Origin of the sequence: Nocardia sp. NPDC051900, from assembly GCF_044452545.1 — a bacterium.
Classification (GTDB): Bacteria; Actinomycetota; Actinomycetes; order Mycobacteriales; family Mycobacteriaceae; genus Nocardia; species Nocardia sichangensis.
This window is the reverse complement of record NZ_JBITBU010000011.1, coordinates 49,663-69,568: the sequence shown is the minus strand read 5'-3', so window position 1 is coordinate 69,568 and position 19,906 is coordinate 49,663. Positions and strand designations below refer to the sequence as shown.

The following is a 19,906-nucleotide window of genomic DNA, read 5'->3' as shown; positions in this document are numbered from 1 at the left end:
CCCTTGGCGGTGAATCATGGCGCGGTAGCGACAGACTGGGATCCGGGAGGGGAACAGTGGATACGCTCAGGCTCGACCCGGCGGCGGTGGCCGCCTACACCGCGATCGCGGACGCGGTGTCCGAACAATTGGCGTCGGCGGCCACGGTCGCCTCCGGCGCGGTGGATCCGGAACGGCTGGCCGCCGATCTCGGCGTCATCGGCGCGGAATTCGCGGCGCGCTTCTCCGCGGCCGTGTCCGAACACGCCGAAGCGTTGTCGACGGCCGGACAGCTGGTCAGCGCATACGGCCGGGTGCTGCGCGGTTACAGCGAGAACGCGCAGGATGTCGACGCCGCGACGGCGAGCGCGATCACGCGGTCCGGAGAGGCACCGGCATGAGAAGCCTGATGGGACTGCGCAAACGCGCCCACACCACCCAGCCCGCCGCCGAGACCACCAGGCCGGTGAGCACCGAACCCGGCGTCGATCCGCCGATCGTCGCCGCGCTGGTCAAGCCACTGCTGACGCTGCGCTCCGCACTCGGCACCGGTGTCGGCGTGCCGAGCGCGGCCGCGACCGGGGCGCTCTCGGCCGCCTCCGCCCAGGCGGCCGACACCGAAGGCCCGCACCGCGAAGGGCTGCACGCGCTGGAATCGACCTGGACCTCCCAGGCCGCCGACAGCGCGGTGCCCGCGATGCGCACCACGCAGACCCAGATCGGCGACATCTCCGACCGAGGTCCCGCCTACCTGTCCGTTCTCGCCGACGCGCACGCCACCTCCGGGCGCGCGGCGCGGCGCGTCGACCAGATCATCGCCGACTTCCGGCGCGACGCGCGGGAGATCCTGGACAACGCGACCTCCGCACCGGAGACCGACGCCGTCATCACCCGCGCCACCCAGGCGCTGCGCGACGCGCTCACCACCGTGACGGCCGCGCGCACCGAAATGGACGACCACACCAGGAAACTCGACGAGATGGGACCGCTCACGGTCACCACGCCGTCCGGTGTCAGCCAGGGGCAAGCCGTCTATCCCGGTAGCACCGGGCAAGTCGTGCCCGGCACCACGACACCCGCCACCACACAGCCCATGGACCCGGCCATGGTCGCGCAACTGCAATTGCAGCAGCAGCTCATCTCCGCGGGGGTGGACCTCGGCACCACGGCCATCAACGCGGGCGTCGACATCGGCACACACATCATCGACAAGATCGCCGAGGTCGGCATCCACGGCATCGACACCGTCGCCGCGGCCGCGGACAAGGCGATCCCGGAACTGATCAACCCGGGCTCCACCACCAACTCCGGCACGACCGGCGACGACTCGAAGAATTCCTCGAAGTTGTTCGACTTCGGCGGATCGCCGGAGCACAAGTCGTCGACCAGCGGCCCGGGTTCGCCGATCCCGCCCGGCAATTCGTCGCCCGCCGCGCGAGCGGATGCGCCGAAGCCGGAGAGCAGGCCCGCGCCCGCGGTCGCGCCGCCCGCCGTCGACTCCGCGCCACCCGCGCCCGCGAGCAGCCCGGACCATCCCGCTAATCCCGGCCCGACCGGCGGCATGGTGGTACCGCCCGCTCCGCCGCCGGGCGGCGAAGACCAGGAGCACAAGCCGCGCGACGGACAACTCGGCGTGACCATCCCGTCCGCCGTGACAGCGGTCGTACCGGTGCTGGGCGAATTCGACGATGACGCCCCCTGACCGGGAGCATCCCAGTCAGGGCGCGAGCCAGGCCAATCCGTTCGACACGGGTCTGCCGATGCTGCGCATTCCGGCAGGCAAGCCGTCCAAACGACGTCGTTCACCCGGCCGGCGCAAGCAGGTTCGTCGTCGTGAGCCGCAGTACGAGGCGCAGGAGCCACCGCGCCCGCCGGAGCGGCAAGACACCCGGCCGCGCCTCGGCGAGTGGGAGCAATGGCTCGAACCCGCGCCCGCCGCTGTGCGACCGCCGCAACCCGTTGCCCCGCAGCAGCGCGGCGCACCCACCGAGCCGGTGCAGGCCGAGCCCGAGGACGGCCACGTCACGGCGCCCGTCATCGTCAACCGATCCGGCATTCATCCCGGCACCCCGGTGCGCCACCCGCGGCGCACCGAACAGCAACGCGGCAACCGCTCGCTGACGGTCTTGATCGTGCTCGCCATCGTGATCGCCACCGTCTCGATCGGCCTGGCCATGATCTATGGCTCCGAGGCGAATTCGCGCACAGCGGCGGCGACATCACCGCCGCGCGCGGCCGGACCCGCGCCGACCACCTCGACGTCCACCTCACGGGTCAGGCCGCCGTGGGCCATCGCCACGCCGGGATGCGAGCAGAAACGCACCGCCGACGTCGTCTCCGGCACCGATCCGGGCGGCACCGGCAACGGCCCCGACGCCATCTTCGCCTTCGAGTACGCCTACTACGCCGAACGATCCGGGTACCGGGCTCGCGCGGTGGTCGCCCCCGACGCGGCGGTATCGCCCGCCGACCAGATCCAGCGCGGCATCAACCAGGTGCCTGCGGGCACCCGATACTGCGTGCAGATTTCCCGGGCCGGGGACGGCGCCGACGGCCAGGCACGGTGGGAGGTCCGCTTGACGCAGCAGTTCCCCGGCGAGGAGGCGAACACCTTCACGCAGTTCATCACGACCCGTACCGGCACGGATCAAACGCTGATCACCGGAATCACGGCAGGCTGACGCTTCGGTTCGGCCACGACCGGGAACGGCACCGCCCCAGTTCCACTCAGTGCGGCGTCAGCTTGACGACGGGAATCACCCGGTCGGTCTTCTCCTGGTAGTCGGCGAAGCCGGGCATCACCTCGACCATGGCGGCGTAGAGACGGTCGCGCTCCGCGCCTTCGGTGACCGGAGTCGCGGTCGCCGCCAGGGTCTCGGTGCCGATCTCGAGCGTGACCTCCGGGTTCGCCCGGACGTTGTGGAACCAGTCGGGATTGGTCGGAGCGCCCGCTTTGGAGGCGATCACCACGATGTCGTCGCCGTCGCGAACGAACGCGAGCGGATTGGTGCGCGGGCGACCCGACTTCGCGCCGGTGCTGGTCAGCAACAGCAATTCGCGACCGGCGAAGGGGCCGCCGACCTTGCCCTGGTTGGCGCGAAATTCCTCGATGATCTGGGTGTTCCAGTCGCCTGCCATGGCTTGTCTCTCCTGGGAGTCGGGTGCGCCGGTTCGTCCGCGAGCCTACCCAGATCTGCCCGCCGGGGCCGGACTAACGTCCACCCAACAGCGGTAGAGGGCACGATGGCGGGGTGCGGGTACTTGTTGTCGAGGACGAGAGATTGCTGGCCGACGCGATCGCCGACGGGTTGCGCAGGCATGCCATGGCGGTCGACGTGGTGTACGACGGCGCCGCGGCGCTGGAACGTACCGGCGTGCACGACTACGACGTGGTGGTACTCGACCGGGATCTGCCCGGCGTCTCCGGCGACGAGGTGTGCGGCACGCTGGTCGAGTCCGGCGGCTCGGCCCGGATTCTGATGCTGACGGCCGCGAGCGCGGTGGCGGAGCGGGTAGCCGGTCTGGGGCTTGGCGCCGACGACTATCTGACCAAGCCGTTCGCCTTTGCCGAACTGGTCGCCCGGATCCAGGCGCTCGGGCGGCGGGCACGCAGCGCCGCTCCCCCGGTGCTGGAGCGGTCCGGCATCCGGCTCGACCAGCACCGGTTCGCCGTCACCAGGAACGGTGAACCGCTCACCCTGTCGCGCAAAGAATTCGCGGTGCTGGCCGAACTGCTGCGCGCGGACGGCGGCGTCGTCTCGGCCGAGCAGCTGCTGGAGAAGGCATGGGACGAGCACATCGACCCGTTCACCGGCGTGGTGCGGTACACGATCATGAACGTGCGGCGGAAGCTGGGCGACCCGCGGCTGATCGAGACCGAGCCCGGCGTCGGATACCGGATCCGATGAGCGGGCGCACGATCCGGCTGCGGCTCACGCTGCTGTACGCGACGGCGTTCTTCCTGGCCGGCGCGGTACTGATCGCGTTGATGTACTTCTACCTGAATCAGTCGCTGGAGCGACGGCCCGGCGGCGGTGCGCAGCAAGTGGTGCGGGAGTATCTCCTCGAGCGGGCGGAGCGCAACCGTGCTCCGGTGTCCGCGGAACTGTTCAAGGCGCTCGGCGAGCAAGCCCAGCGGAATCGGCGGGATACTTTGCGCGCCATGCTGGTGTGGTCGCTGGTTTCTTTGGGTGCGGTGGGGATCGCCGCGGGTGGATTCGGCTGGTTGCTGGCCGGACGTGCCCTGCATCCCTTGCAGCGGATCACCGCGACCGCGCGGCGCGTGGCCGACACCAGCCTGCACGAGCGCATCGCCCTCGACGGTCCGCAGGACGAGATCAAGGATCTGGCCGACACCTTCGACGCGATGCTGGAGCGCCTGGACCGGGCCTTCGACGGACAGCGCCGATTCGTGGCGAACGCCTCCCACGAACTGCGCACACCGCTGACCATCAACCGGACCCTGATCGAGGTGGCGTTGGAAGACCCCGAGGTTCCCGAGTCCACCCGCAGGCTCGGCGCCACGCTCCTCGAGGTCAACCGCCGTCACGAACGGCTCATCGACGGCCTCCTGGTGCTGGCCACCAGCGAACAGCGGCTGACCGAACACCGCCGCGCCGACCTCGCCGACCTCGCCGCCGACGCGGTCGGGACCAGAGCCGAACGGCCAGGGGCCGAGATCACCGCCGATCTCGAAACCGCGCCCGTGCAGGGAGATCCGCTCTTGCTGGAACGCCTCGTCCACAATCTGCTCGACAACGCGGTGCGCTACAACCTGCCCGAGAACGGCTGGGTGAGCATCCGGACCAGAACGGCAGGCGAGCGCGCGGTGCTCGCCGTGGCGAACAGCGGTCCCCCGGTGCCCGCGTTCGAAGTCGACAGTCTCTTCGAACCGTTCCGCAGACTCGCCACCGCCGAACGCTCGGCCGATTCCGATACCCGCGGCGCCGGGCTCGGCTTGTCGATCGTGCGCTCGGTCGCACAGGCCCACGGCGGCGTCGTTCACGCGACGGCCCGCCCGGAGGGCGGTCTGGCGGTCACCGTCGACCTCCCCCGCGCGCGGGCGTAGCGAGGTGCGGGCGAGTCCGACACCTCGCCCGCAGCGTGCTCAGTAGTTGTGGCAGGTGTCGGCGATGACGCGCAGCTTCTCGCGGTGCTGCTGCGCCTCCGGCGAGTTGCGGCGCTCCTCGAACCTGGCCTTGGCCTCCGGGTGCTTGTCCAGGAATTCCTTGGCGCGCTGCTTGCGCTGCTCGACCGGGAGACTCAGGAGCTCCTGGAGTTTCGCCTTCCGGTCCGGGTGCGCGTCGAGCCGGGCGGCGGCGTCGGGGAACTGGGCATGGACGGCGGCATCGATCTGGGCGAAGCTGCACGTCGTCTCCAGCAGTCCGCCCGGCTGCGGCTGCGCGGAGGCGGTCGCCGGAACCAGCAGCGCGCCCGCGGCGAGCAGACCGCCCAGAGCGAAGGTGGCTCGAACGATTCTCGTCATGTCGGATAACCCTTTCGGTGGGGACGTGGGGCCACCACCTCGTGACCCGGCGTTCAGTCCACCAGAAGGGGTGTTTGGACGGCGCTAGGTCTTGCCGACCCTCATCACCTACCGTTGGTGTCGCTGTCGTGTACGGATCGGCCGGCCCACTCCGCTGGAGGCGTCTTGCGCACCATCGCTCGTGTACTGCTCGTCCTCGTGGCCCTTGTCTGCGCCGCGGTGTCCACACCGACCGTGGCACTCGGCGCTCCGGAGGCCGTGCGCCTCGACGACGTCACCGCGAGAAAGCTCGACGAATTGCTGTCGCTGCGCGCTCAGGCGCCCGCGTCGGCGAGCAAGGCGGAACTGATCGAGCTGCTGTCGCGCCGGTTCCTCGGCACGCCCTACGGCGCGAACATGCTCGTCGGATCGGCGACCCAGCCCGAACAGCTGGTCATCGACTTGCGCCGGGTGGACTGCTTCACCTTCCTCGATTACGTCGAGGCGCTCACCCGCTCCACCGACCGCGAGCAGTTCACGACGAACCTGATCCGCACGCGCTACGCGGGCGGCCACGTGGACTTCCAGCAGCGCAAGCACTTCTTCACCGACTGGTCGAACGTCACCGACGTCGCGGCCACCGACATCACGGCGACGTTGAGCACCGCTGCGGTGACCGTCACCGAACACCTCAACGCGAAAGCCGACGGCGGCACCTATCTTCCGGGGCTGCCCGTGGTCGATCGCGCGATCACCTACATTCCCAGCGCCGCGGTCGGCCAGGACGTCGTGAGCGGGCTGCGCACCGGCGACTACATCGGCGCCTATGCCGACCAACCGGGCCTGGACGTCACCCACGTCGGCATCTTCGTCATGACCGACGCCGGTCCGGTCTTCCGCAACGCGTCCTCGCTCGCGGGCAATGACAAGGTGGTGGACTCGCCCTTCGCGGAGTACGTGCGGTCGACACCGGGCATCGTCGTACTCCGGGCGCGCTGACCCCACTCCTCCGTTACGGGTCAGGCGACGGGCACCGGCCGCCGGACGGCCGATTTCGGCGTCGCGGTGAGCGTCTTGTCCAAGTCGGTGCGCAGCGTGGTCGCCGAGTCGAGCAGGTAGTTCTGGCGCACCTTCCACGGATGACGGCCGCCTTGCCGGGGAAAGTCGCCGATGGAGCGCTGGACGTAACCGGAGGCCAGATCAAGCAGCGGGTGCTCCTCGAGCGTGCCCCGTGGCTCTGGCACCACGGAGGCGTAACCCTTGCGGTCCATGTGGTTGAGCACCTTGCAGACCAGCCGGGAGGTGAGGTCGGCGCGCAACGTCCACGACGCGTTGGTGTACCCGATGCACACGGCGAAGTTGGGGACGCCGGTGAGCATGGCTCCCTGCCAGACGAACTGCTCGGACAAGTCGACCCGCACGCCGTCGACACTGGGCGCGATGCCGCCGAAGGCGAGCAGTCGCAGCCCGGTCGCGGTGATCACGACGTCCGCATCCAGCACCCGGCCGGACTTCAGCCGGATGCCCTCCGGCACGAAGCTGTCGATGTGATCGGTGACGACCTCGGCCTTGCCTTTCTTCATGGCTTTGAAGAAGTCCGCGTCCGGGACCGCGCACAGACGCTGGTCCCAGGGGTTGTAGCTGGGCGTGAAGTGCTCGGCGACGGCCTGTTCGTCCTTCAGGATGCGCGTGGTGAGGCCGGTGAGCAGCTTGCGCGCCGCCTCCGGCCTGCGACGGCAGTACTGGTAGAAGCCGATGCCGAACAGGATGTTCTTGGTTCGGATCAGCCGATGCGCGGGCCGCGGCGGCAGCAGCTCGCGGATCTTGTCGGCCACTTTGTCCCGCCCCGGGACGGCGCTGATCCAGGTCGGCGAGCGTTGCAGCATCGTCACCAGCTCCGCCTGCTCCGCCATCGCCGGGACCAGGGTGACCGCGGTCGCGCCGCTGCCGATCACGACGACGCGCTTGCCGCGATAGTCGAAGTCCTCGGGCCAGAACTGCGGGTGCACCACCTCGCCCGCGAACGACGCGATGCCGGGGAATTCCGGTGCGTGCGGCTGGTCGTAGTTGTAGTACCCGGCGCAGGCGTAGAGGAAGCCGCAGGTCAGCGTGCGCGTCTCGGTGGAGCCGGTCGCGTCGCGCTGCTCGAGCGTCAGCGTCCAGCGCGCGGCGCCGCTGTCCCAATCGGCCGCGAGGACCTTGGTGCGGAAGCGGATGTGCCGGTCGATGCCGTTCTCGGTCGCGGTGTCGGTGATGTAGCGCAGGATCGACGGACCGTCCGCGATCGACTTGGCGTCCCGCCACGGCTTGAACGGGTAGCCGAGGGTGAACATGTCGGAGTCCGAGCGGATGCCCGGGTAGCGGAACAGGTCCCAGGTGCCGCCCAGCGTGTCGCGGGCCTCGAGGATGGCGTAGGTCTTGCCACTGCACTCGGTCTGCAAGCGGTAGGCAGCGCCGATACCGGATAGTCCCGCGCCGACGATCACGACATCGAGGTGTTCCGGTGCTGTGTCGGTCTGCGTCATGTGTCCAGTGTGCGAGCCCCACGGGGTCGCTATCTTGACTTTGCGCGACAACTATTTGATCCTCGACGACATGTCGGTGATTCGATCCGCAGGGCTGCGCGGTTTCCGCGCGACCGTGGCCGAACTCGGTGGCGACGCGGAGGCGCTGGCCACGGCGTGCGGTCTGCCGGTGGCCGCCTTGGACGCCGACGATCTGCTCGTGCCGGACGAGCGCGTCGCGGCCGTCCTGGAACTGGCCGCGCATCAGCTGCGCTGCCCCGATCTGGGTCTGCGGATCTCCCAGCGGCAGGATCTGGACATGCTCGGCCCGCTGGCGCTGGCCATCCGGAATTCCCCGTCGCTGGCCGACGTGCTCGAGTGCACGGCACGGTACCTGTTCCTGCACGCGCGGTCGCTGAGCCTGACGCTGGAACCGGACCCCTACGGGGATCGCGGCGTGATCGCGCTGCGCTACAGCGTGCGGCCGGGACTTCCCACCCCCGTCCAGGGCACCGACCTGGGCTTGGCGTTCGTGCATCGCACCATTCAGCGCTTGGTGGGCGACCGATACGGGTTGCGCTCGGTCGAGCTGCCCTATCGGCCCGAGGCCGCGCTCGCCGGTTACGAGGAATTCTTCAGCGCCCCGGTGCGGGTCGAGCGGCCCTTCGCGGCGCTACGTATGCCGCGCAGCCTGGCGGGCAGGCCGCTCACCGGCGGTGACGAGAACCTGCACCGGCTGGCGATGGCCTTCCTCGCGGAGCAGTCCGGCGACGCGGCGGCGGCGCTCGCCCCGCAGGTGCGCGCCGCCGTCCAGCAGCTCCTGGGTACATCCGCGCCCGAGATAGGCGCGGTGGCACGGCTGCTCACCGTGCACCCGCGCACCTTGCAACGACGCCTCGCCGCCGAACACACCTCGTTCGCCGCGATCCTGGACGAGGTCCGCCGGGACGCGGCCCGGCGCTATCTGACCACGACGGATATGCCGATGAGTCAGGTCGCCTCGCTGATCGGGCTGTCGGAACAAGCGACCTTCACCCGATGCGCCCGAAGATGGTGGGGCACAACGCCGACCACCCTGCGCCGCGTGGAATCCGACGGAAGAACACAGCAGCACAACACTTTCGGGTGACAGGCCGACAACGGTCCGGTGTCCGATCCGCCCGTTTCGATAACGGTTGTCCCGGAAAGCCCTCGGCGCATTCCCTCCTCGACGCGGTGTCTTTACCGTCGAAGACGGGGTAGGTGTGCACCGGAAGGGGGACTCCATGAACGCCTGGCTTTCGCGTGTCACGGACACGCTGACCCGCATTCCCGGCCTGACATCGCACCAGCGCACATTTCTCGCCGAGGCGCTGGCCGAACCGGGCCGATACCTGCTCGTCCATCGCGACCCCGTGGACCTGCCCGCCACGCACGCCCATGCATTGCTGTTCTGCGGGACAGGACTTTTCGCGTTGCGCTTCGCCGAGGGCGTCCCGGCCGAACTCGACGAGATCCACCGCGACGTCGAGGCGCGATTCGGTCGATTGCAGTTCGGGCGCGAGAAGCTGGTCCCCCATGACGTGCAGCTCGTCCTGCTCGTACCCGCCGGAATCGGGGTGCGCGTGGACGGCCGGTTCGCCGTGGCCGGGCCGGGCGAGCTCGATCGGGTGATCCGCGCACGGCAGCGGCACTTGCGACCCACCCGGGTACAGGCCATCGCGAACACCGTCGCCCACCAGTCGGCCCGCGAATACGACTTGCTGGAGTTCGAGGAAGCGGCGCAGGGCGCACCGGATCCCGCTCTGCTCGATCGGTCGGAGGTGCTCACGCCGCAGCGGAATACGGCGTTGCAGAGGCCGTTCCAGCACTGGATGACCTTCCTGGATCCCGAACAGGAGATCCTGGTCGCGCGCAACTACACCGGCCCCGCCCGGCTGACCGGCCCTGCGGGCACCGGGAAGACCGTCGTGGCGCTGCACCGAATGGCCAGGCAGGCGCGGCGATCCACCGGCCGTCAGCTGTACACGACGTTCGTGAAGACGCTCGCGAACTGTCAGGAGACCTACTTCCGCAGGCTCGCCCCGGGAACCGAGAGCCGCGTCCAGTTCGCCGGTCTGCACGCCTGGGCCCTGGATTTCCTCGCACAGCGGATCGCCGCGCCGAAACTCGACCCGCACGGAGCCGACCGCGTGTTCGGCCGCGTCTGGGAACGGGCGAGGGCCGACTTCGAGGACATCGAGCCGCACGCGAGCTATTGGCGGGAGGAGATCGACCGGGTGATCAAAGGGCGTGAGATCGACGACCTGGACGTCTACCAGCGCGCGGACCGATACGGGCGCAACGCTGTTCGTCTCGGCGACGACCGGCGCGCCGACGTGTGGCACAAGCTGTACGTGCCGTACGTCAGCGAGATGCGCGAGCGGGGCATCTCCGACTACAGCGACGTCATCGCCATCGCGCTGGCCGAGATCCGCAACGAACCGCTCCCGGAACCCTATGACGCGGTCGTCGTCGACGAGGTGCAGGACATCACGCTGGCCGGGCTGCGGCTGGCCCACGCCATCGCGGGCGGCAACGGGTCGAGTCCGCTGCTGCTGCTCGGCGACGGCCAGCAGCAGGTGTACGCCGGAGGCTGGCGCATGGCCGAGGCGGGCATCGATCTGCGCGGCCGTGGCGAGATCCTGCGGGTGAACTACCGCAACCGCCGCCGCGTCTGGGAGAACGCCGCGGGGATCGATGCGGTGAACGAACTCGGCGATTTCGACGACGCGCCCGGCGTGCCGCTGCGCGATGCCGACGTCACCCTGCCCGACGGCGTGGTGCGGATCTGGCGCGGACCGGATCAGTACCTGGAGGCCGCGCTGGTCGACGGTATTCGCGGATGCGGAAAGCCGTTGTCGGATATCGCAGTACTCACCCGGACGCGGCACGAGGCCGGGCGGCTCGCCGGGGCGCTGGAGGCCGTCGGCATCGCGACACTGCCCCTGGAGGACTACGACGGAACACCGCGGGCGGCGGTCAAGGTCGGCACGGTGCATCGCGCCAAGGGACTCGATTTCGCGGCGGTCTTCCATCCGACCTGGCCCGCGGGCGCGGACTCACGCACCGGCGCGGGACGCGAACGAGCCGAACTCGCCGAACGGCAGAAGCTCGTCGCGATCACCAGGGCGCGGGATTACGCCTGGATCGGCATTCGAGACGACCGGCCGGAGATCCAGCGCGGCGGGTAGCGCTCCACGACCGATCCGACTCGCGGCAAGAAGTACCGCGCACGTGCGAGTATCGCGACCTTCGTTCACCCGAGGACCGGGGCGAATCCGAACGCGGTGACCAGATCCGGGTCGCCGAACGCGGTGATCCGGATGATCGAGTCCGTGGTCGTGGTGAGCACCGCGACGCCGAAAGCGCGGTAGACGCAATCCGATTGCCGGTGAAAGGCGACCGCGGCGAGCTGCCCGTTCGCCGCGGCCGGGAACAGCAACCACGCGCCGGGAGCGCCGAGGACGTGCTCGGCCAGGTAGGCGACGCACGTCCGCTTACCCGAGAACCAGGTGGCCGACGGCGGCATCTCCAGCACGGCGTCCCGGTGCAGCAGGCGTTCGATGGCGGCCGGGTCGGCGCGCCGGAAGGCCGTCAGATACTCCTCGAGCAGCGCGCGCTGCCCCGGCTCGCTCGGCGGCACCGCCTGCTCGGCCGCCGCCGATACCTCCGTCAACCGGGCTCGCGCGCGCTGCAATGTGCTCTTCACCGCCGCGGTGCTGGTATCGAGCACTCCGGCGACTTCGGCCGCGGGCATACCGAGCACGTCGCGCAGCAACAGCACCGCACGCTGCCTGCCGTTCAGGTGTTGCAGGCACGCGATCAGCGCCAGGCGCAGGCTGTCGCGAGCCACCGCGACGCCCGCCGGGTCCGCCGACTCCGGCGTCACCAGGGTGTCCGGCAGCGGCTCGAGCCACCGGACGCCCGCCGCGGCCACGGGCCGCGCCAGTGGGTCCGTGCCCGCAGCGCCGAGACCGGACGGCAGCACGCGCCGACCGTGGTGCTCGAGCGCGGTCAGGCACGCGTTCGTGGCGATCCGGTAGAGCCAGGTCCGCACCGAGGAGCGGCCCTCGAAGGCGCCGAACGAACGCCAAGCCCGCAAATAGGTCTCCTGCACCACGTCTTCGGCGTCGTGGATCGAGCCGAGCATGCGATAGCAGTGCGCGAGCAGTTCCCGGCGATACGGCTGAGTACGGCGAGTGAATTCGGCGTCCGGTAGCGCAGCACTGGTCGAGGTCATCCGCGGGTCCTTTCCCGGTTCACGAAGCGTGAGCCGTCGCAGATATGGACCGGACGGGACCCGAAAAAGAATCGCTCTCGGCGATTCCTTCCGATCGCGGCGGAAGTCCGCATTACGGGAATCACCGTGATTCCGCACCGACCGAGGAGACTTCCGATGCAACTCGACGACATCGTGCGCACCCTGATCGACGGCCCGCACGCCGCCGTACTGGCCACCGCGAACGCGGACGGCCGCCCGCAGTCCTCGGTGATCTTCGTCGACCACGACGGCGACACCCTGCTGTTCAGCACGATCGAAGGACGCCTGAAGACCCGCAACATGCGGCGCGATCCGCGGGTGAGCCTGCTGGTGCTCAGCCGCGCCGACGGCCGCTACGCGGAGGTGCGCGGCCGGGTGGAGCTCACCGACGACCCGGACAAGACCCTGCTCACCGCGATGTACGCCAAGTACATGGGCGGCGCGACGCCGCCGCCGGAACCGGAGGCGCGGCGGGTGATCGTGCGGATGGTGCCGGAGCGCGTCTACGTCTTCCCGCCCGCTTGAATCGTCACTGGGAAGGCGCGATTCGGCCGCTAGACTCTCCGGACGACTGGGAAGGGGGCCGCATGGACGCGGTTATCAAGGAGGTCGCCGAGGAGGGCAAGCGGCTGATCGACCGGGCTTGGCTCGGCGAGCTCAGCCGCGACCAGGCCGTGCACATGTTCGTCCAGGTCGGCGACGGCATGGTGCGCTACGAGACGGCGCTGACCATCATCGACGACGGTGTGCAACGGCTGGCCGCCAACGCCAGGCGGCTGCGGATCCTGCGCTGGTGCGCGGTGCTGGAGTTTCCGGTGTTCGGCGCGTTCGCCGTACTGGCGGTTCTGGTCGGGGATTTCACCACCGCCGGACTCTCGGTGCTGTTCCTGCTGATTCTCCAGATCATCCACCGCACGATGCCGCCGCATCCGTTGGCGGTCCCCCGCCAACCCCGCGCTTAGCGGTTCGAGCTGTCGCGATTCCCGCCCGCGTCGCACGGTGGTGATTAGGGTGCGTTTCATGGATCGCACGACCGACGCCTCCGGCGCACATCCGCACGAACCGCACGGCAACGGCTTCGCGTCCAAACTCAACTGGCTGCGCGCCGGTGTGCTCGGCGCGAACGACGGCATCGTGTCCACCGCGGGTCTGGTCGTCGGCGTCGCGGCGGCCACCACCGATACACCGGCCTTGTTCACCGCGGGCATCGCGGGTCTGACGGCTGGCGCGATCTCCATGGCGGTGGGCGAATACGTCTCGGTCAGCACTCAGCGCGATTCCGAGCGGGCTCTGCTGGCGAAAGAGCGCAGGGAGCTGCGCGACGAGCCGGACTACGAGCTGATCGAGCTCACCGGGATCTACCAGGCAAAAGGGCTGACGCCCGAAACGGCGCGCAAGGTCGCCGAGGAACTCACCGCGCACGACGCCTTCACCGCGCACGCGGAGGCCGAACTGGGCCTCAATCCCGCCGAGCTGACCAACCCCTGGCTGGCGGCGTTCTCCTCGGCGGTGGCCTTCACCCTCGGCGCGCTGCTGCCGTTGCTGGCCATCCTGCTGCCGCCGGTCGACGCGCGTATTCCGGTGACGTTCGCGGCCGTGCTCGCCGCGCTCGCGCTCACCGGGTCGGTCAGCGCCCGGTTGGGGGGAAGTGCCCGTGGCCGGGCGGTAGTCCGGGTGGTGCTCGGCGGCGCGCTGGCGATGGCCGTCACCTACGGCATCGGGCAACTGGCCGGAATCGCCGGAGTCTGACGCGCACGCGCGAATTCGGGCGTTTCCTTCGCGAGAACACGACAATGCCGGGCGGAGGCCATCGGCCTTCGCCCGGCACCGGTCGAGCGGTGCGCGGTCAGCGCTTGAACGCGTCCCGCACCTTGTCCGCGGCGCGTTTCAGATTGCCGCGGGCCTGCTCCCGCCGCCCCTCGGCCTCCAGCCGGGAGTTGCCGGTCGCACGGCCGACGAATTTCTTCACGCTGCCCCTGGTCGCTTGCACTTGATGCGCGAGGCGATCTTCGAACTTCATGCGGAATCCCTAGTAGTACCAGCGGCGGCCACCCACCGGACGGCCCACCGAACCGGCCACCAGCAGCACGAGCCCGATGATCAGCACGATGATGCCCGCCGTGGTGAGCAGCCCGATTCCGAGCAGCCAACCCAAGACCAGGAGGATGAGGCCGAGAATGATCATTGTCGTATTCCTTTTCTTCTCAATTATTTCGCGGTCACGGGTTTCGAGGTCGATACCGTGGCGCCGCGATCGGTGCGGGCAGTACCCGAACCGCCTGTGCGCAACCACCGCCGCCAAGCCGGCTCCTGCGAAGTGCGTTCCACCGGCGCGGTAGTGCCTGCGGCCAGATCGCGCCGCACCGCCGCCATCTCGCGGCGGGACTGTGCGAGTTCACGACGCGCGGCCACGCCGCGGCGGGTGACCCGCCAGGCGCCGGACAGGACGAGGGCCAGTCCGAACGCCCCGATCGCACCGAGCGTTACTCCGTAACCGAACAGTGCTCCGGTGGAACCGTGGAAGTGATAGTCGAATACCGCGAAATCGCTCGTCAGTTGCTGAGCGGGGCCGGTGTTGCCCACTACCGCGGCAACTCCGATAATCACGGCCGCGATCAAGGCGATGAGCCCGATGATGATGATCATGGCAATCCCTGTTGCGTCGAGTCGTTTGACAACTCGGCTATTCCCGGGGTCTCCACGATCAAACGGGACGAAAAGGAAAGTTTGAGCGAGCGCGATCGGTCAATGCGAATTACATGACGTACACGGTTACTCTGCACAACGTTACCCGGGAGTCCGCGTCCGCGATCGAATCGTCACTGCGCGGCGTCAACGGTATCGATTCCGTCGACATCGACGTGGCCTCGGAGCGCGCGCTCGTGAACTCGACCACGCTGACCTACGGTGAAGTCCTCGACGCGATCCGGCAGACCGGAGCCGCCGCCTCCTGATCGGCGCGCCGCGCGCACCGGCAGCCCTCGGCAGCCACCGTCCTCAGGACCCGGTGCGGGATGATGGCCGAGTGACGGATGTGTTCGACTCCGACTTCGCCCGCAACCCGTGGCCCACGCTCGAGCGGCTTCGCATCGAAGGGGGCGTTCACCGCGTACGCACGCCAGATGGGCCACCGGCCTGGCTGGTAACCCGATACCGCGACGTACGGGCCGGGCTGCTGGATGAGCGGCTGTCCACCCGGCTCCGGTATGCCCAGGGAGACGACTACCGGGGCTTCTCGGTGCCGCCACCACTGGACGCTATGCTCAGCGCCGCCCCGGCCGACCACGCACGCCTGCGCAGTCTGGTGACCTCCGAGTTGTCGCCACGCCGACTGGCCGAGTGGACCGACCGCGCGCCCCGCTTGGTGGATTCGCTACTGCACGAGGGTGATTCGGGCGAGACCGTCGATCTCGTCGAACGTCTTGCCGTGCCGCTTCCCGCCGCCGTGCTCGGCGAACTACTCGGCCTCGACGACCACACTGCCGAACGCCTTCGCGGTTGGGCGCATTCGACGCTACTGCCGTCGGCCGCGCCACCGCGCGCCCGCGACACCCTGGCCACCATGCTCGCGATCATCGCGGACGCCACCGCGCGGGCACCGCGCTCCGACACCGCGCTGGGGCGCTGGGTAGGCGCATACCAGGCCTGCGGGTCGCCGACCGATGCTGAGCTGACCGGACTGCTGTTCTATCTGCTGTTCGTCTGGTACGAAGTGCTCGCCGATCTGATCGCCGGGTCGGTGCTCACCTTGCTCGGCAGTCCCGGCCTGCGGCAGACGTGGTACGGCTTGGGCGACAAGCAATCAGCCGTGGACGAGCTGCTGCGGCACCTCTCCCCGCAGGTGCTGGCCGGACCGCGCTTCGCCACCACCGACCTGGTCATCGGCGACACGACGATCGCCGCGGGTCAGACGGTACTGCTGTGTCTGGCATCGGCCAACCACGATCCCGAAATCTTCGCGCGTCCAGCGGAACCGGACCTCACCAGGGACCGCGCGGATCAGCTCGCGCTCGGCTACGGCATGCACGCCTGCTTGGGGAACGCGCTGGTACGCACCGTCACCGCGGCCGCTCTCGAGCACGTCCTCACCCGATGGCCGGATGCGGCGCTCGCGGTGGACGAACGAGAGATCGCCTGGCGCTCCGGTTTCCGCCATCGCGGACCACTGGCGCTACCGGTGCGGCTCCGATGAGATGGGGCGAGCGACGATGATCGCCCCACCTGCTACCGCTCTGAGATGCCGGGCCTCTCGTGGTCGACGCCCCTTCGGGGGCGACCACACCGGCATGTGCTGACGGAGCAGGGACGAGTATGATCTACGCCACAGACCCTGTCAACCACAGGAGACACGCTGATATGGGGGACGGCTTACACCCGTTTACACGGGCTCTCAACACACTCATCAACGGAATGCACCCGCCCGCAGGCAAAGACGGGCGACCGCAGGAGATCACCCACCGGGCGCTCGCCGAAGACATCCACCGCACCACCGGAACGCGCCTGTCCGCCAACTACCTCTGGAAGCTGCGCACCGGGCAGGCGGTGAACCCGTCCTACGAGACGCTGGAGGTGTTGCGCGGCTACTTCGGGCTCGACAGCCTGGATCCGTTCACCGACCCGCGACTGGCGGCATCGCGCGGCAGCGAATTGGCATTGATCAACGCGCTCAAGGGAAATGCCGAACACGAGGTACTCGAACTGGTGCTGCGCGACGGGCTGCAACAGGGTACGGTCCGCGCTGAATCGGTGCTGGCGATGCTGGACATCCTGCGGCGCATCGAGAACGAGCACAACGGGTGAGCGATGCGGATCGCGGCTTGGAGCAAGGACGGAGGTGACCAGCCGGTGCTGGATCGTCGCTGGCTGCGCCGGGAGCTGCGCGCCATGGGACTGCCCGGCCGGTTCACCGTCGGCGAGCTGGCCGAGGCCGTCGCCGAGCGGCGCGCCCGTCCCCTGCGGCTGCGCCCGGAGAGCTTCCCGGTCACCGGCCTGACCGGCGGCCTGCTGGTCACCGATGCGATCGATTTCATCGCCTATCAGCGCAACACCTCCAAGATGCATCAGGATCACATCGTCTGTCACGAACTCGGCCATCTGCTCGCCGGCCACCGCACCGTCGACGTGCGCGGCGCGGAAGCCGTGCGGCTGCTCGCGCCGAACATCGACCCCGCGGTCGTGCGGCGCATGCTCGGGCGCACCAGCTACGCGCAGCCGCAGGAACGCGAGGCCGAACACCTCGCGAATATGCTGATGAGGCACCACATCACGCAGTGGACGGCACGGGAGGAGTGGGTCCTGCCCGATTCCGCGCCGGTCGCCGCGCGCCGACTGCTGGACGCGCTGGGGCCGGGGCAGGGCTGAGCATGTGGTTCGCGCTGGTGTACGGCGGCGTGGGCGTCTTCGCCTTCGCGGCGTTCCTGTGGCGAGCCGGTCTGGCCCTGCGCAACCCGGGCAATCCCGCGCGCTGGGCGGTCGCGTTCGCCGTCCTCGCGGCGGGCATCGGGTTCGAAGCGGCTGTGCCGCGCACCTATACCTGGATCGATGACGTCTCCCGCGTGCCCAACCTGGCGTCTCTGGTGGTGTACGGGGCCATCGCGGGCGCGGTGCTCGCCCAGGTGGTCTGGACCGGGTTCATGGTGGCGGAGCGGGAACCGGACGCGAGCGCGGCACGGCGCGTGCTCGTCCTGCCGATGCTCGTGCCCGTCGTGCTGGCGGCGCTGTTCGCGGCGGCGCCGGTGCACGACGAGAGTCATCCCACCGACTTCGACGACCACTACGCGAAAGTCCCGCTGGCGGTGGCGTTCCTCGGCGTCTACCTCACCGTCTACTCGGCGGCGCTGATCCGCATCATCGTGTTGTGCCGCCGGTGGATGGGCGAGGTCGATCGAATCTGGTTGCGCCGCGGCCTGCGGCTGCTCGCGCTCGGCAGCGCCGTCGCGCTCGGCTACAGCGTGGGCAAGGTGATCGCGATCGGCGCGGCGTGGTCCGGTATCGATCTGCGCCGCCTCAACACCGATATCGCGCCCGCGTTCGCGAGCCTGGGCGCCACCGTCATGCTGGTCGGCTACCTGTGCCCCTCGTTGGCGCCGTGGCTGCTGCACACCACCGCCCGGCTGCGGGCGCTGCCGCGGCTGCGCCCGTTGTGGCTGGCCCTGCGCGAGGTGGACCCGGAACTGGCGCATCCGCCGGACCGGCGCGGCACGGCGGCCCGAGATCGGGTGTACCGCAGGGTGATCGAGATACGGGACTGGCTGTTGCGGTTGCGACCGCATCTCTCCGCCGAAGCGGAGGCGATCGCCGAGCGCTTGGCGACCGAACTGGCGATCCCGGATCGCAGCAGAGCCGCCGCGATCGAGGCCGCCCGCATCGCCGCGGCGCTACGGGCGCACCGGCTCGGTCTGCCGCCCACCGGCGACGACCAGTCGTTCCGTGAACCGAGTCGACCCACGCTGGCCGCCGAGTCGGCCTGGCTGGTCGAGGTCGCCGTCCAATTCGAGACGGGGCCATTGGTTTCGGCGACCCTGGCCGAGCTGGAGAACACCGGCGATCCGGCGGCCCCGCGCTGAACTCAGTACGGGCGGCTCGGCACGCGCGTCCGCCGGATCGGCACCACCGTCCACCAGGTGACGCAGCGCCACACCCATTCCAGCGGGCCGTACTCGAACAACCGCAACCACACGGCACTGCACACCGCCTGCACCGCGATGATCCCGACCGCCAACCCGAGCACCGCCGCGTAGCTGCCGGAGCCGGACAGGCCGAGACGGGGTGCCGCGAGCAGGATCAGCGCGGTGGCGCCGACATAGTTGGTCAAAGCCAGGCGACCCAGCGGCCGCAACACCTCCGCCAGTACTTGGCCCGGCTCGATGCGCAGCAACAGCAGCAGCCCGGTGACATAGGCCAGCGCGCCCAGTAGACCAGCGACAGCCACGGCGGGAGTGGACCACAGCTCCAGATACGGTGTGCGGTATTCCCACCTGCCCGCCACTATCGCGGCGGGCAGGGCGAGGGCGAAGACCGCGGCGATCTGCCAGCCCCGCTCATCGAGTGTGTCCACGATCCCGGCGCGCGCGGTGGCCAGGCCGAGCAGGAACAACCCCGGCGCCAGGGCCAGCCCGCCGCCGAGGGCCAGCGCCACGCCGAAGGTCCCTACCAGTCCCGCCAGCAGCACCGCCCAGTTCGGCAGCGCCGAGGCGGGCAGCAGGATCGCCAGCCCGGCCAGCGCGTACGGCAGCAGCGCCTCACCCGGTTGGAAATGCTGATGGACCAGGCCGATCACCCCGAGCGCGAGCAAGCGGCGGATCAGGACCAGTCGCGGGCGCTCGCTCCGTTCCTCGGCACTGTCCAGCAGCAGTGCGAAGCCGATTCCGAACAGGAACGAGAAGATCGGGAAGAACCGTCCCTCGAACACCACCGACAGCGTGTGCCGGATCGGGAGCACCACGCCCGATTCGTCCGTCGCCGCGATGTCGGTGATCCGCCAGATGTTCACCACCAGCATGCCGCACAGCGCGAAGCCACGAACCGCGTCGAGTTCCTCGATGCGTAGCGGACCCGCGTCGTGGTGCATGGATTCACGGTATCCAGCGACGGCCCCGAAGCCGGTATCTCGCGGCGAGATGTCGCCCACATTGATTAACGCACTAACTATTCATGCGCTAATTAGGGGAAGACAAG

At 69.4% G+C, this 19,906-nt stretch carries 24 protein-coding genes; 16 read left to right on the top strand and 8 right to left on the bottom strand.

The genetic code is table 11. The features are described 5' to 3' along the window. The first annotated feature begins 56 nt into the window (after window positions 1–56). From ACIA5H_RS20290 to ACIA5H_RS20280, 3 genes are read left to right on the top strand one after another with little or no spacing between them, the layout of a single operon-like run. Window positions 57–380, top strand: a complete 324-nt coding sequence (locus ACIA5H_RS20290) for a hypothetical protein (RefSeq protein WP_397077056.1) — start codon at window positions 57–59, stop codon at window positions 378–380. Next, window positions 377–1,681, top strand: coding sequence for a hypothetical protein (locus ACIA5H_RS20285; RefSeq protein WP_397077055.1), 1,305 nt, complete (start codon window positions 377–379; stop codon window positions 1,679–1,681). Before ACIA5H_RS20290 ends, ACIA5H_RS20285 begins: the two co-directional genes overlap by 4 nt. Further along, window positions 1,668–2,660, top strand: a complete 993-nt coding sequence (locus ACIA5H_RS20280; protein WP_397077054.1) for a hypothetical protein — start codon at window positions 1,668–1,670, stop codon at window positions 2,658–2,660. Before ACIA5H_RS20285 ends, ACIA5H_RS20280 begins: the two co-directional genes overlap by 14 nt. A 46-nt stretch (window positions 2,661–2,706) precedes the next feature. Here ACIA5H_RS20280 and ACIA5H_RS20275 read toward each other — a convergent pair whose 3' ends face one another. After that, window positions 2,707–3,117 carry a nitroreductase family deazaflavin-dependent oxidoreductase gene (locus ACIA5H_RS20275; RefSeq protein WP_397077053.1) on the bottom strand — a complete coding sequence of 137 codons (411 nt, stop codon included), beginning with the start codon at window positions 3,115–3,117 and terminating at the stop codon, window positions 2,707–2,709. Between the two features lie 113 nt (window positions 3,118–3,230). Here ACIA5H_RS20275 and ACIA5H_RS20270 point away from each other — a divergent pair, with 113 nt between their 5' ends. Next, the gene (locus ACIA5H_RS20270) at window positions 3,231–3,887 is read left to right on the top strand and encodes a response regulator transcription factor (RefSeq protein WP_379254135.1); all 657 of its coding nucleotides are present in this window, start codon (window positions 3,231–3,233) and stop codon (window positions 3,885–3,887) included. Then, window positions 3,884–5,047: a sensor histidine kinase gene (locus ACIA5H_RS20265; protein ID WP_397077052.1), complete on the top strand. Its 1,164-nt coding sequence runs from the start codon at window positions 3,884–3,886 to the stop codon at window positions 5,045–5,047. Before ACIA5H_RS20270 ends, ACIA5H_RS20265 begins: the two co-directional genes overlap by 4 nt. Window positions 5,048–5,086: 39 nt before the next feature. On the opposite strand, the gene ACIA5H_RS20260 is transcribed toward ACIA5H_RS20265, so the two are convergent. Next, on the bottom strand, window positions 5,087–5,464 hold the full coding sequence (locus ACIA5H_RS20260) for a hemophore-related protein (RefSeq protein ID WP_364430061.1): 378 nt from the start codon (window positions 5,462–5,464) through the stop codon (window positions 5,087–5,089). A gap of 165 nt (window positions 5,465–5,629) precedes the next feature. Here ACIA5H_RS20260 and ACIA5H_RS20255 point away from each other — a divergent pair, with 165 nt between their 5' ends. Then, the gene (locus ACIA5H_RS20255; RefSeq protein ID WP_379254133.1) at window positions 5,630–6,442 is read left to right on the top strand and encodes a DUF1460 domain-containing protein; all 813 of its coding nucleotides are present in this window, start codon (window positions 5,630–5,632) and stop codon (window positions 6,440–6,442) included. Between the two features lie 20 nt (window positions 6,443–6,462). On the opposite strand, the gene ACIA5H_RS20250 is transcribed toward ACIA5H_RS20255, so the two are convergent. Next, window positions 6,463–7,968, bottom strand: a complete 1,506-nt coding sequence (locus ACIA5H_RS20250) for a flavin-containing monooxygenase (protein ID WP_379254132.1) — start codon at window positions 7,966–7,968, stop codon at window positions 6,463–6,465. A gap of 34 nt (window positions 7,969–8,002) precedes the next feature. On the opposite strand from ACIA5H_RS20250, the gene ACIA5H_RS20245 reads away from it, so the two are divergent. Together ACIA5H_RS20245 and ACIA5H_RS20240 are read left to right on the top strand one after the other, a co-directional pair. Beyond that, complete coding sequence (locus ACIA5H_RS20245; protein ID WP_356966943.1) at window positions 8,003–9,076, top strand: AraC family transcriptional regulator; 1,074 nt, start codon at window positions 8,003–8,005, stop codon at window positions 9,074–9,076. A gap of 136 nt (window positions 9,077–9,212) precedes the next feature. Then, window positions 9,213–11,159: a UvrD-helicase domain-containing protein gene (locus tag ACIA5H_RS20240; RefSeq protein ID WP_379254131.1), complete on the top strand. Its 1,947-nt coding sequence runs from the start codon at window positions 9,213–9,215 to the stop codon at window positions 11,157–11,159. Window positions 11,160–11,224: 65 nt separating this feature from the next. Here ACIA5H_RS20240 and ACIA5H_RS20235 read toward each other — a convergent pair whose 3' ends face one another. Then, window positions 11,225–12,208: a sigma-70 family RNA polymerase sigma factor gene (locus ACIA5H_RS20235; protein WP_397077051.1), complete on the bottom strand. Its 984-nt coding sequence runs from the start codon at window positions 12,206–12,208 to the stop codon at window positions 11,225–11,227. A 156-nt stretch (window positions 12,209–12,364) separates the two neighbouring features. Between ACIA5H_RS20235 and ACIA5H_RS20230 the strand changes: the two genes are divergently transcribed. The 3 genes from ACIA5H_RS20230 (at window position 12,365) to ACIA5H_RS20220 (ending at window position 13,978) form a co-directional block, all read left to right on the top strand. Continuing rightward, window positions 12,365–12,754: a PPOX class F420-dependent oxidoreductase gene (locus tag ACIA5H_RS20230; protein WP_356966937.1), complete on the top strand. Its 390-nt coding sequence runs from the start codon at window positions 12,365–12,367 to the stop codon at window positions 12,752–12,754. 62 nt (window positions 12,755–12,816) lie between these two features. Beyond that, window positions 12,817–13,191, top strand: a complete 375-nt coding sequence (locus ACIA5H_RS20225; protein WP_379254129.1) for a hypothetical protein — start codon at window positions 12,817–12,819, stop codon at window positions 13,189–13,191. A gap of 58 nt (window positions 13,192–13,249) precedes the next feature. Next, window positions 13,250–13,978, top strand: a complete 729-nt coding sequence (locus tag ACIA5H_RS20220; protein WP_355075648.1) for a VIT family protein — start codon at window positions 13,250–13,252, stop codon at window positions 13,976–13,978. A gap of 97 nt (window positions 13,979–14,075) precedes the next feature. Here the strand turns inward: ACIA5H_RS20220 and ACIA5H_RS20215 are convergent, their stop codons facing one another. The 3 genes from ACIA5H_RS20215 to ACIA5H_RS20205 are packed head-to-tail and all read right to left on the bottom strand — an operon-like array spanning window position 14,076 to window position 14,875. Then, window positions 14,076–14,249, bottom strand: coding sequence for a CsbD family protein (locus ACIA5H_RS20215; RefSeq protein ID WP_355075646.1), 174 nt, complete (start codon window positions 14,247–14,249; stop codon window positions 14,076–14,078). Window positions 14,250–14,258: 9 nt separating this feature from the next. Continuing rightward, window positions 14,259–14,414: a DUF6131 family protein gene (locus tag ACIA5H_RS20210; protein ID WP_086006372.1), complete on the bottom strand. Its 156-nt coding sequence runs from the start codon at window positions 14,412–14,414 to the stop codon at window positions 14,259–14,261. Window positions 14,415–14,437: 23 nt separating this feature from the next. Continuing rightward, window positions 14,438–14,875 carry a hypothetical protein gene (locus ACIA5H_RS20205; protein ID WP_356966932.1) on the bottom strand — a complete coding sequence of 146 codons (438 nt, stop codon included), beginning with the start codon at window positions 14,873–14,875 and terminating at the stop codon, window positions 14,438–14,440. 113 nt (window positions 14,876–14,988) lie between these two features. Between ACIA5H_RS20205 and ACIA5H_RS20200 the strand changes: the two genes are divergently transcribed. The 5 genes from ACIA5H_RS20200 to ACIA5H_RS20180 all read left to right on the top strand — a co-directional run bounded on the left by ACIA5H_RS20200 (window position 14,989) and on the right by ACIA5H_RS20180 (window position 18,795). Then, window positions 14,989–15,183 carry a heavy-metal-associated domain-containing protein gene (locus ACIA5H_RS20200; RefSeq protein WP_067802986.1) on the top strand — a complete coding sequence of 65 codons (195 nt, stop codon included), beginning with the start codon at window positions 14,989–14,991 and terminating at the stop codon, window positions 15,181–15,183. Window positions 15,184–15,254: 71 nt separating this feature from the next. Then, window positions 15,255–16,421: a cytochrome P450 gene (locus tag ACIA5H_RS20195; RefSeq protein WP_397077050.1), complete on the top strand. Its 1,167-nt coding sequence runs from the start codon at window positions 15,255–15,257 to the stop codon at window positions 16,419–16,421. A gap of 218 nt (window positions 16,422–16,639) precedes the next feature. Further along, entirely contained in the window at window positions 16,640–17,029 is a 390-nt protein-coding gene (locus ACIA5H_RS20190) for a hypothetical protein (RefSeq protein WP_379254127.1), read from the top strand. Window positions 17,030–17,032: 3 nt separating this feature from the next. Further along, window positions 17,033–17,590, top strand: coding sequence for a hypothetical protein (locus tag ACIA5H_RS20185; protein WP_397077049.1), 558 nt, complete (start codon window positions 17,033–17,035; stop codon window positions 17,588–17,590). A 2-nt stretch (window positions 17,591–17,592) separates the two neighbouring features. Further along, window positions 17,593–18,795, top strand: coding sequence for an MAB_1171c family putative transporter (locus ACIA5H_RS20180; RefSeq protein ID WP_397077048.1), 1,203 nt, complete (start codon window positions 17,593–17,595; stop codon window positions 18,793–18,795). A gap of 2 nt (window positions 18,796–18,797) precedes the next feature. On the opposite strand, the gene ACIA5H_RS20175 is transcribed toward ACIA5H_RS20180, so the two are convergent. After that, entirely contained in the window at window positions 18,798–19,799 is a 1,002-nt protein-coding gene (locus tag ACIA5H_RS20175; protein WP_379254124.1) for a DUF418 domain-containing protein, read from the bottom strand. Window positions 19,800–19,906 lie beyond the last annotated feature (107 nt).

Bases quoted from the DNA above. Each gene is read 5' to 3' on its own strand.
- ACIA5H_RS20175 (WP_379254124.1), bottom strand. From the start codon at position 19,799: ATGCACCACGACGCGGGTCCGCTACGCATCGAGGAACTCGACGCGGTT.
- ACIA5H_RS20200 (WP_067802986.1), top strand. From the start codon at position 14,989: ATGACGTACACGGTTACTCTGCACAACGTTACCCGGGAGTCCGCGTCC.
- ACIA5H_RS20225 (WP_379254129.1), top strand. From the start codon at position 12,817: ATGGACGCGGTTATCAAGGAGGTCGCCGAGGAGGGCAAGCGGCTGATC.
- ACIA5H_RS20215 (WP_355075646.1), bottom strand. From the start codon at position 14,249: ATGAAGTTCGAAGATCGCCTCGCGCATCAAGTGCAAGCGACCAGGGGC.
- ACIA5H_RS20185 (WP_397077049.1), top strand. From the start codon at position 17,033: ATGCGGATCGCGGCTTGGAGCAAGGACGGAGGTGACCAGCCGGTGCTG.
- ACIA5H_RS20205 (WP_356966932.1), bottom strand. From the start codon at position 14,875: ATGATCATCATCATCGGGCTCATCGCCTTGATCGCGGCCGTGATTATC.
- ACIA5H_RS20265 (WP_397077052.1), top strand. From the start codon at position 3,884: ATGAGCGGGCGCACGATCCGGCTGCGGCTCACGCTGCTGTACGCGACG.
- ACIA5H_RS20280 (WP_397077054.1), top strand. From the start codon at position 1,668: ATGACGCCCCCTGACCGGGAGCATCCCAGTCAGGGCGCGAGCCAGGCC.
- ACIA5H_RS20210 (WP_086006372.1), bottom strand. From the start codon at position 14,414: ATGATCATTCTCGGCCTCATCCTCCTGGTCTTGGGTTGGCTGCTCGGA.
- ACIA5H_RS20285 (WP_397077055.1), top strand. From the start codon at position 377: ATGAGAAGCCTGATGGGACTGCGCAAACGCGCCCACACCACCCAGCCC.
- ACIA5H_RS20235 (WP_397077051.1), bottom strand. From the start codon at position 12,208: ATGACCTCGACCAGTGCTGCGCTACCGGACGCCGAATTCACTCGCCGT.
- ACIA5H_RS20230 (WP_356966937.1), top strand. From the start codon at position 12,365: ATGCAACTCGACGACATCGTGCGCACCCTGATCGACGGCCCGCACGCC.
- ACIA5H_RS20275 (WP_397077053.1), bottom strand. From the start codon at position 3,117: ATGGCAGGCGACTGGAACACCCAGATCATCGAGGAATTTCGCGCCAAC.
- ACIA5H_RS20190 (WP_379254127.1), top strand. From the start codon at position 16,640: ATGCACCCGCCCGCAGGCAAAGACGGGCGACCGCAGGAGATCACCCAC.
- ACIA5H_RS20220 (WP_355075648.1), top strand. From the start codon at position 13,250: ATGGATCGCACGACCGACGCCTCCGGCGCACATCCGCACGAACCGCAC.
- ACIA5H_RS20260 (WP_364430061.1), bottom strand. From the start codon at position 5,464: ATGACGAGAATCGTTCGAGCCACCTTCGCTCTGGGCGGTCTGCTCGCC.
- ACIA5H_RS20240 (WP_379254131.1), top strand. From the start codon at position 9,213: ATGAACGCCTGGCTTTCGCGTGTCACGGACACGCTGACCCGCATTCCC.
- ACIA5H_RS20180 (WP_397077048.1), top strand. From the start codon at position 17,593: ATGTGGTTCGCGCTGGTGTACGGCGGCGTGGGCGTCTTCGCCTTCGCG.
- ACIA5H_RS20250 (WP_379254132.1), bottom strand. From the start codon at position 7,968: ATGACGCAGACCGACACAGCACCGGAACACCTCGATGTCGTGATCGTC.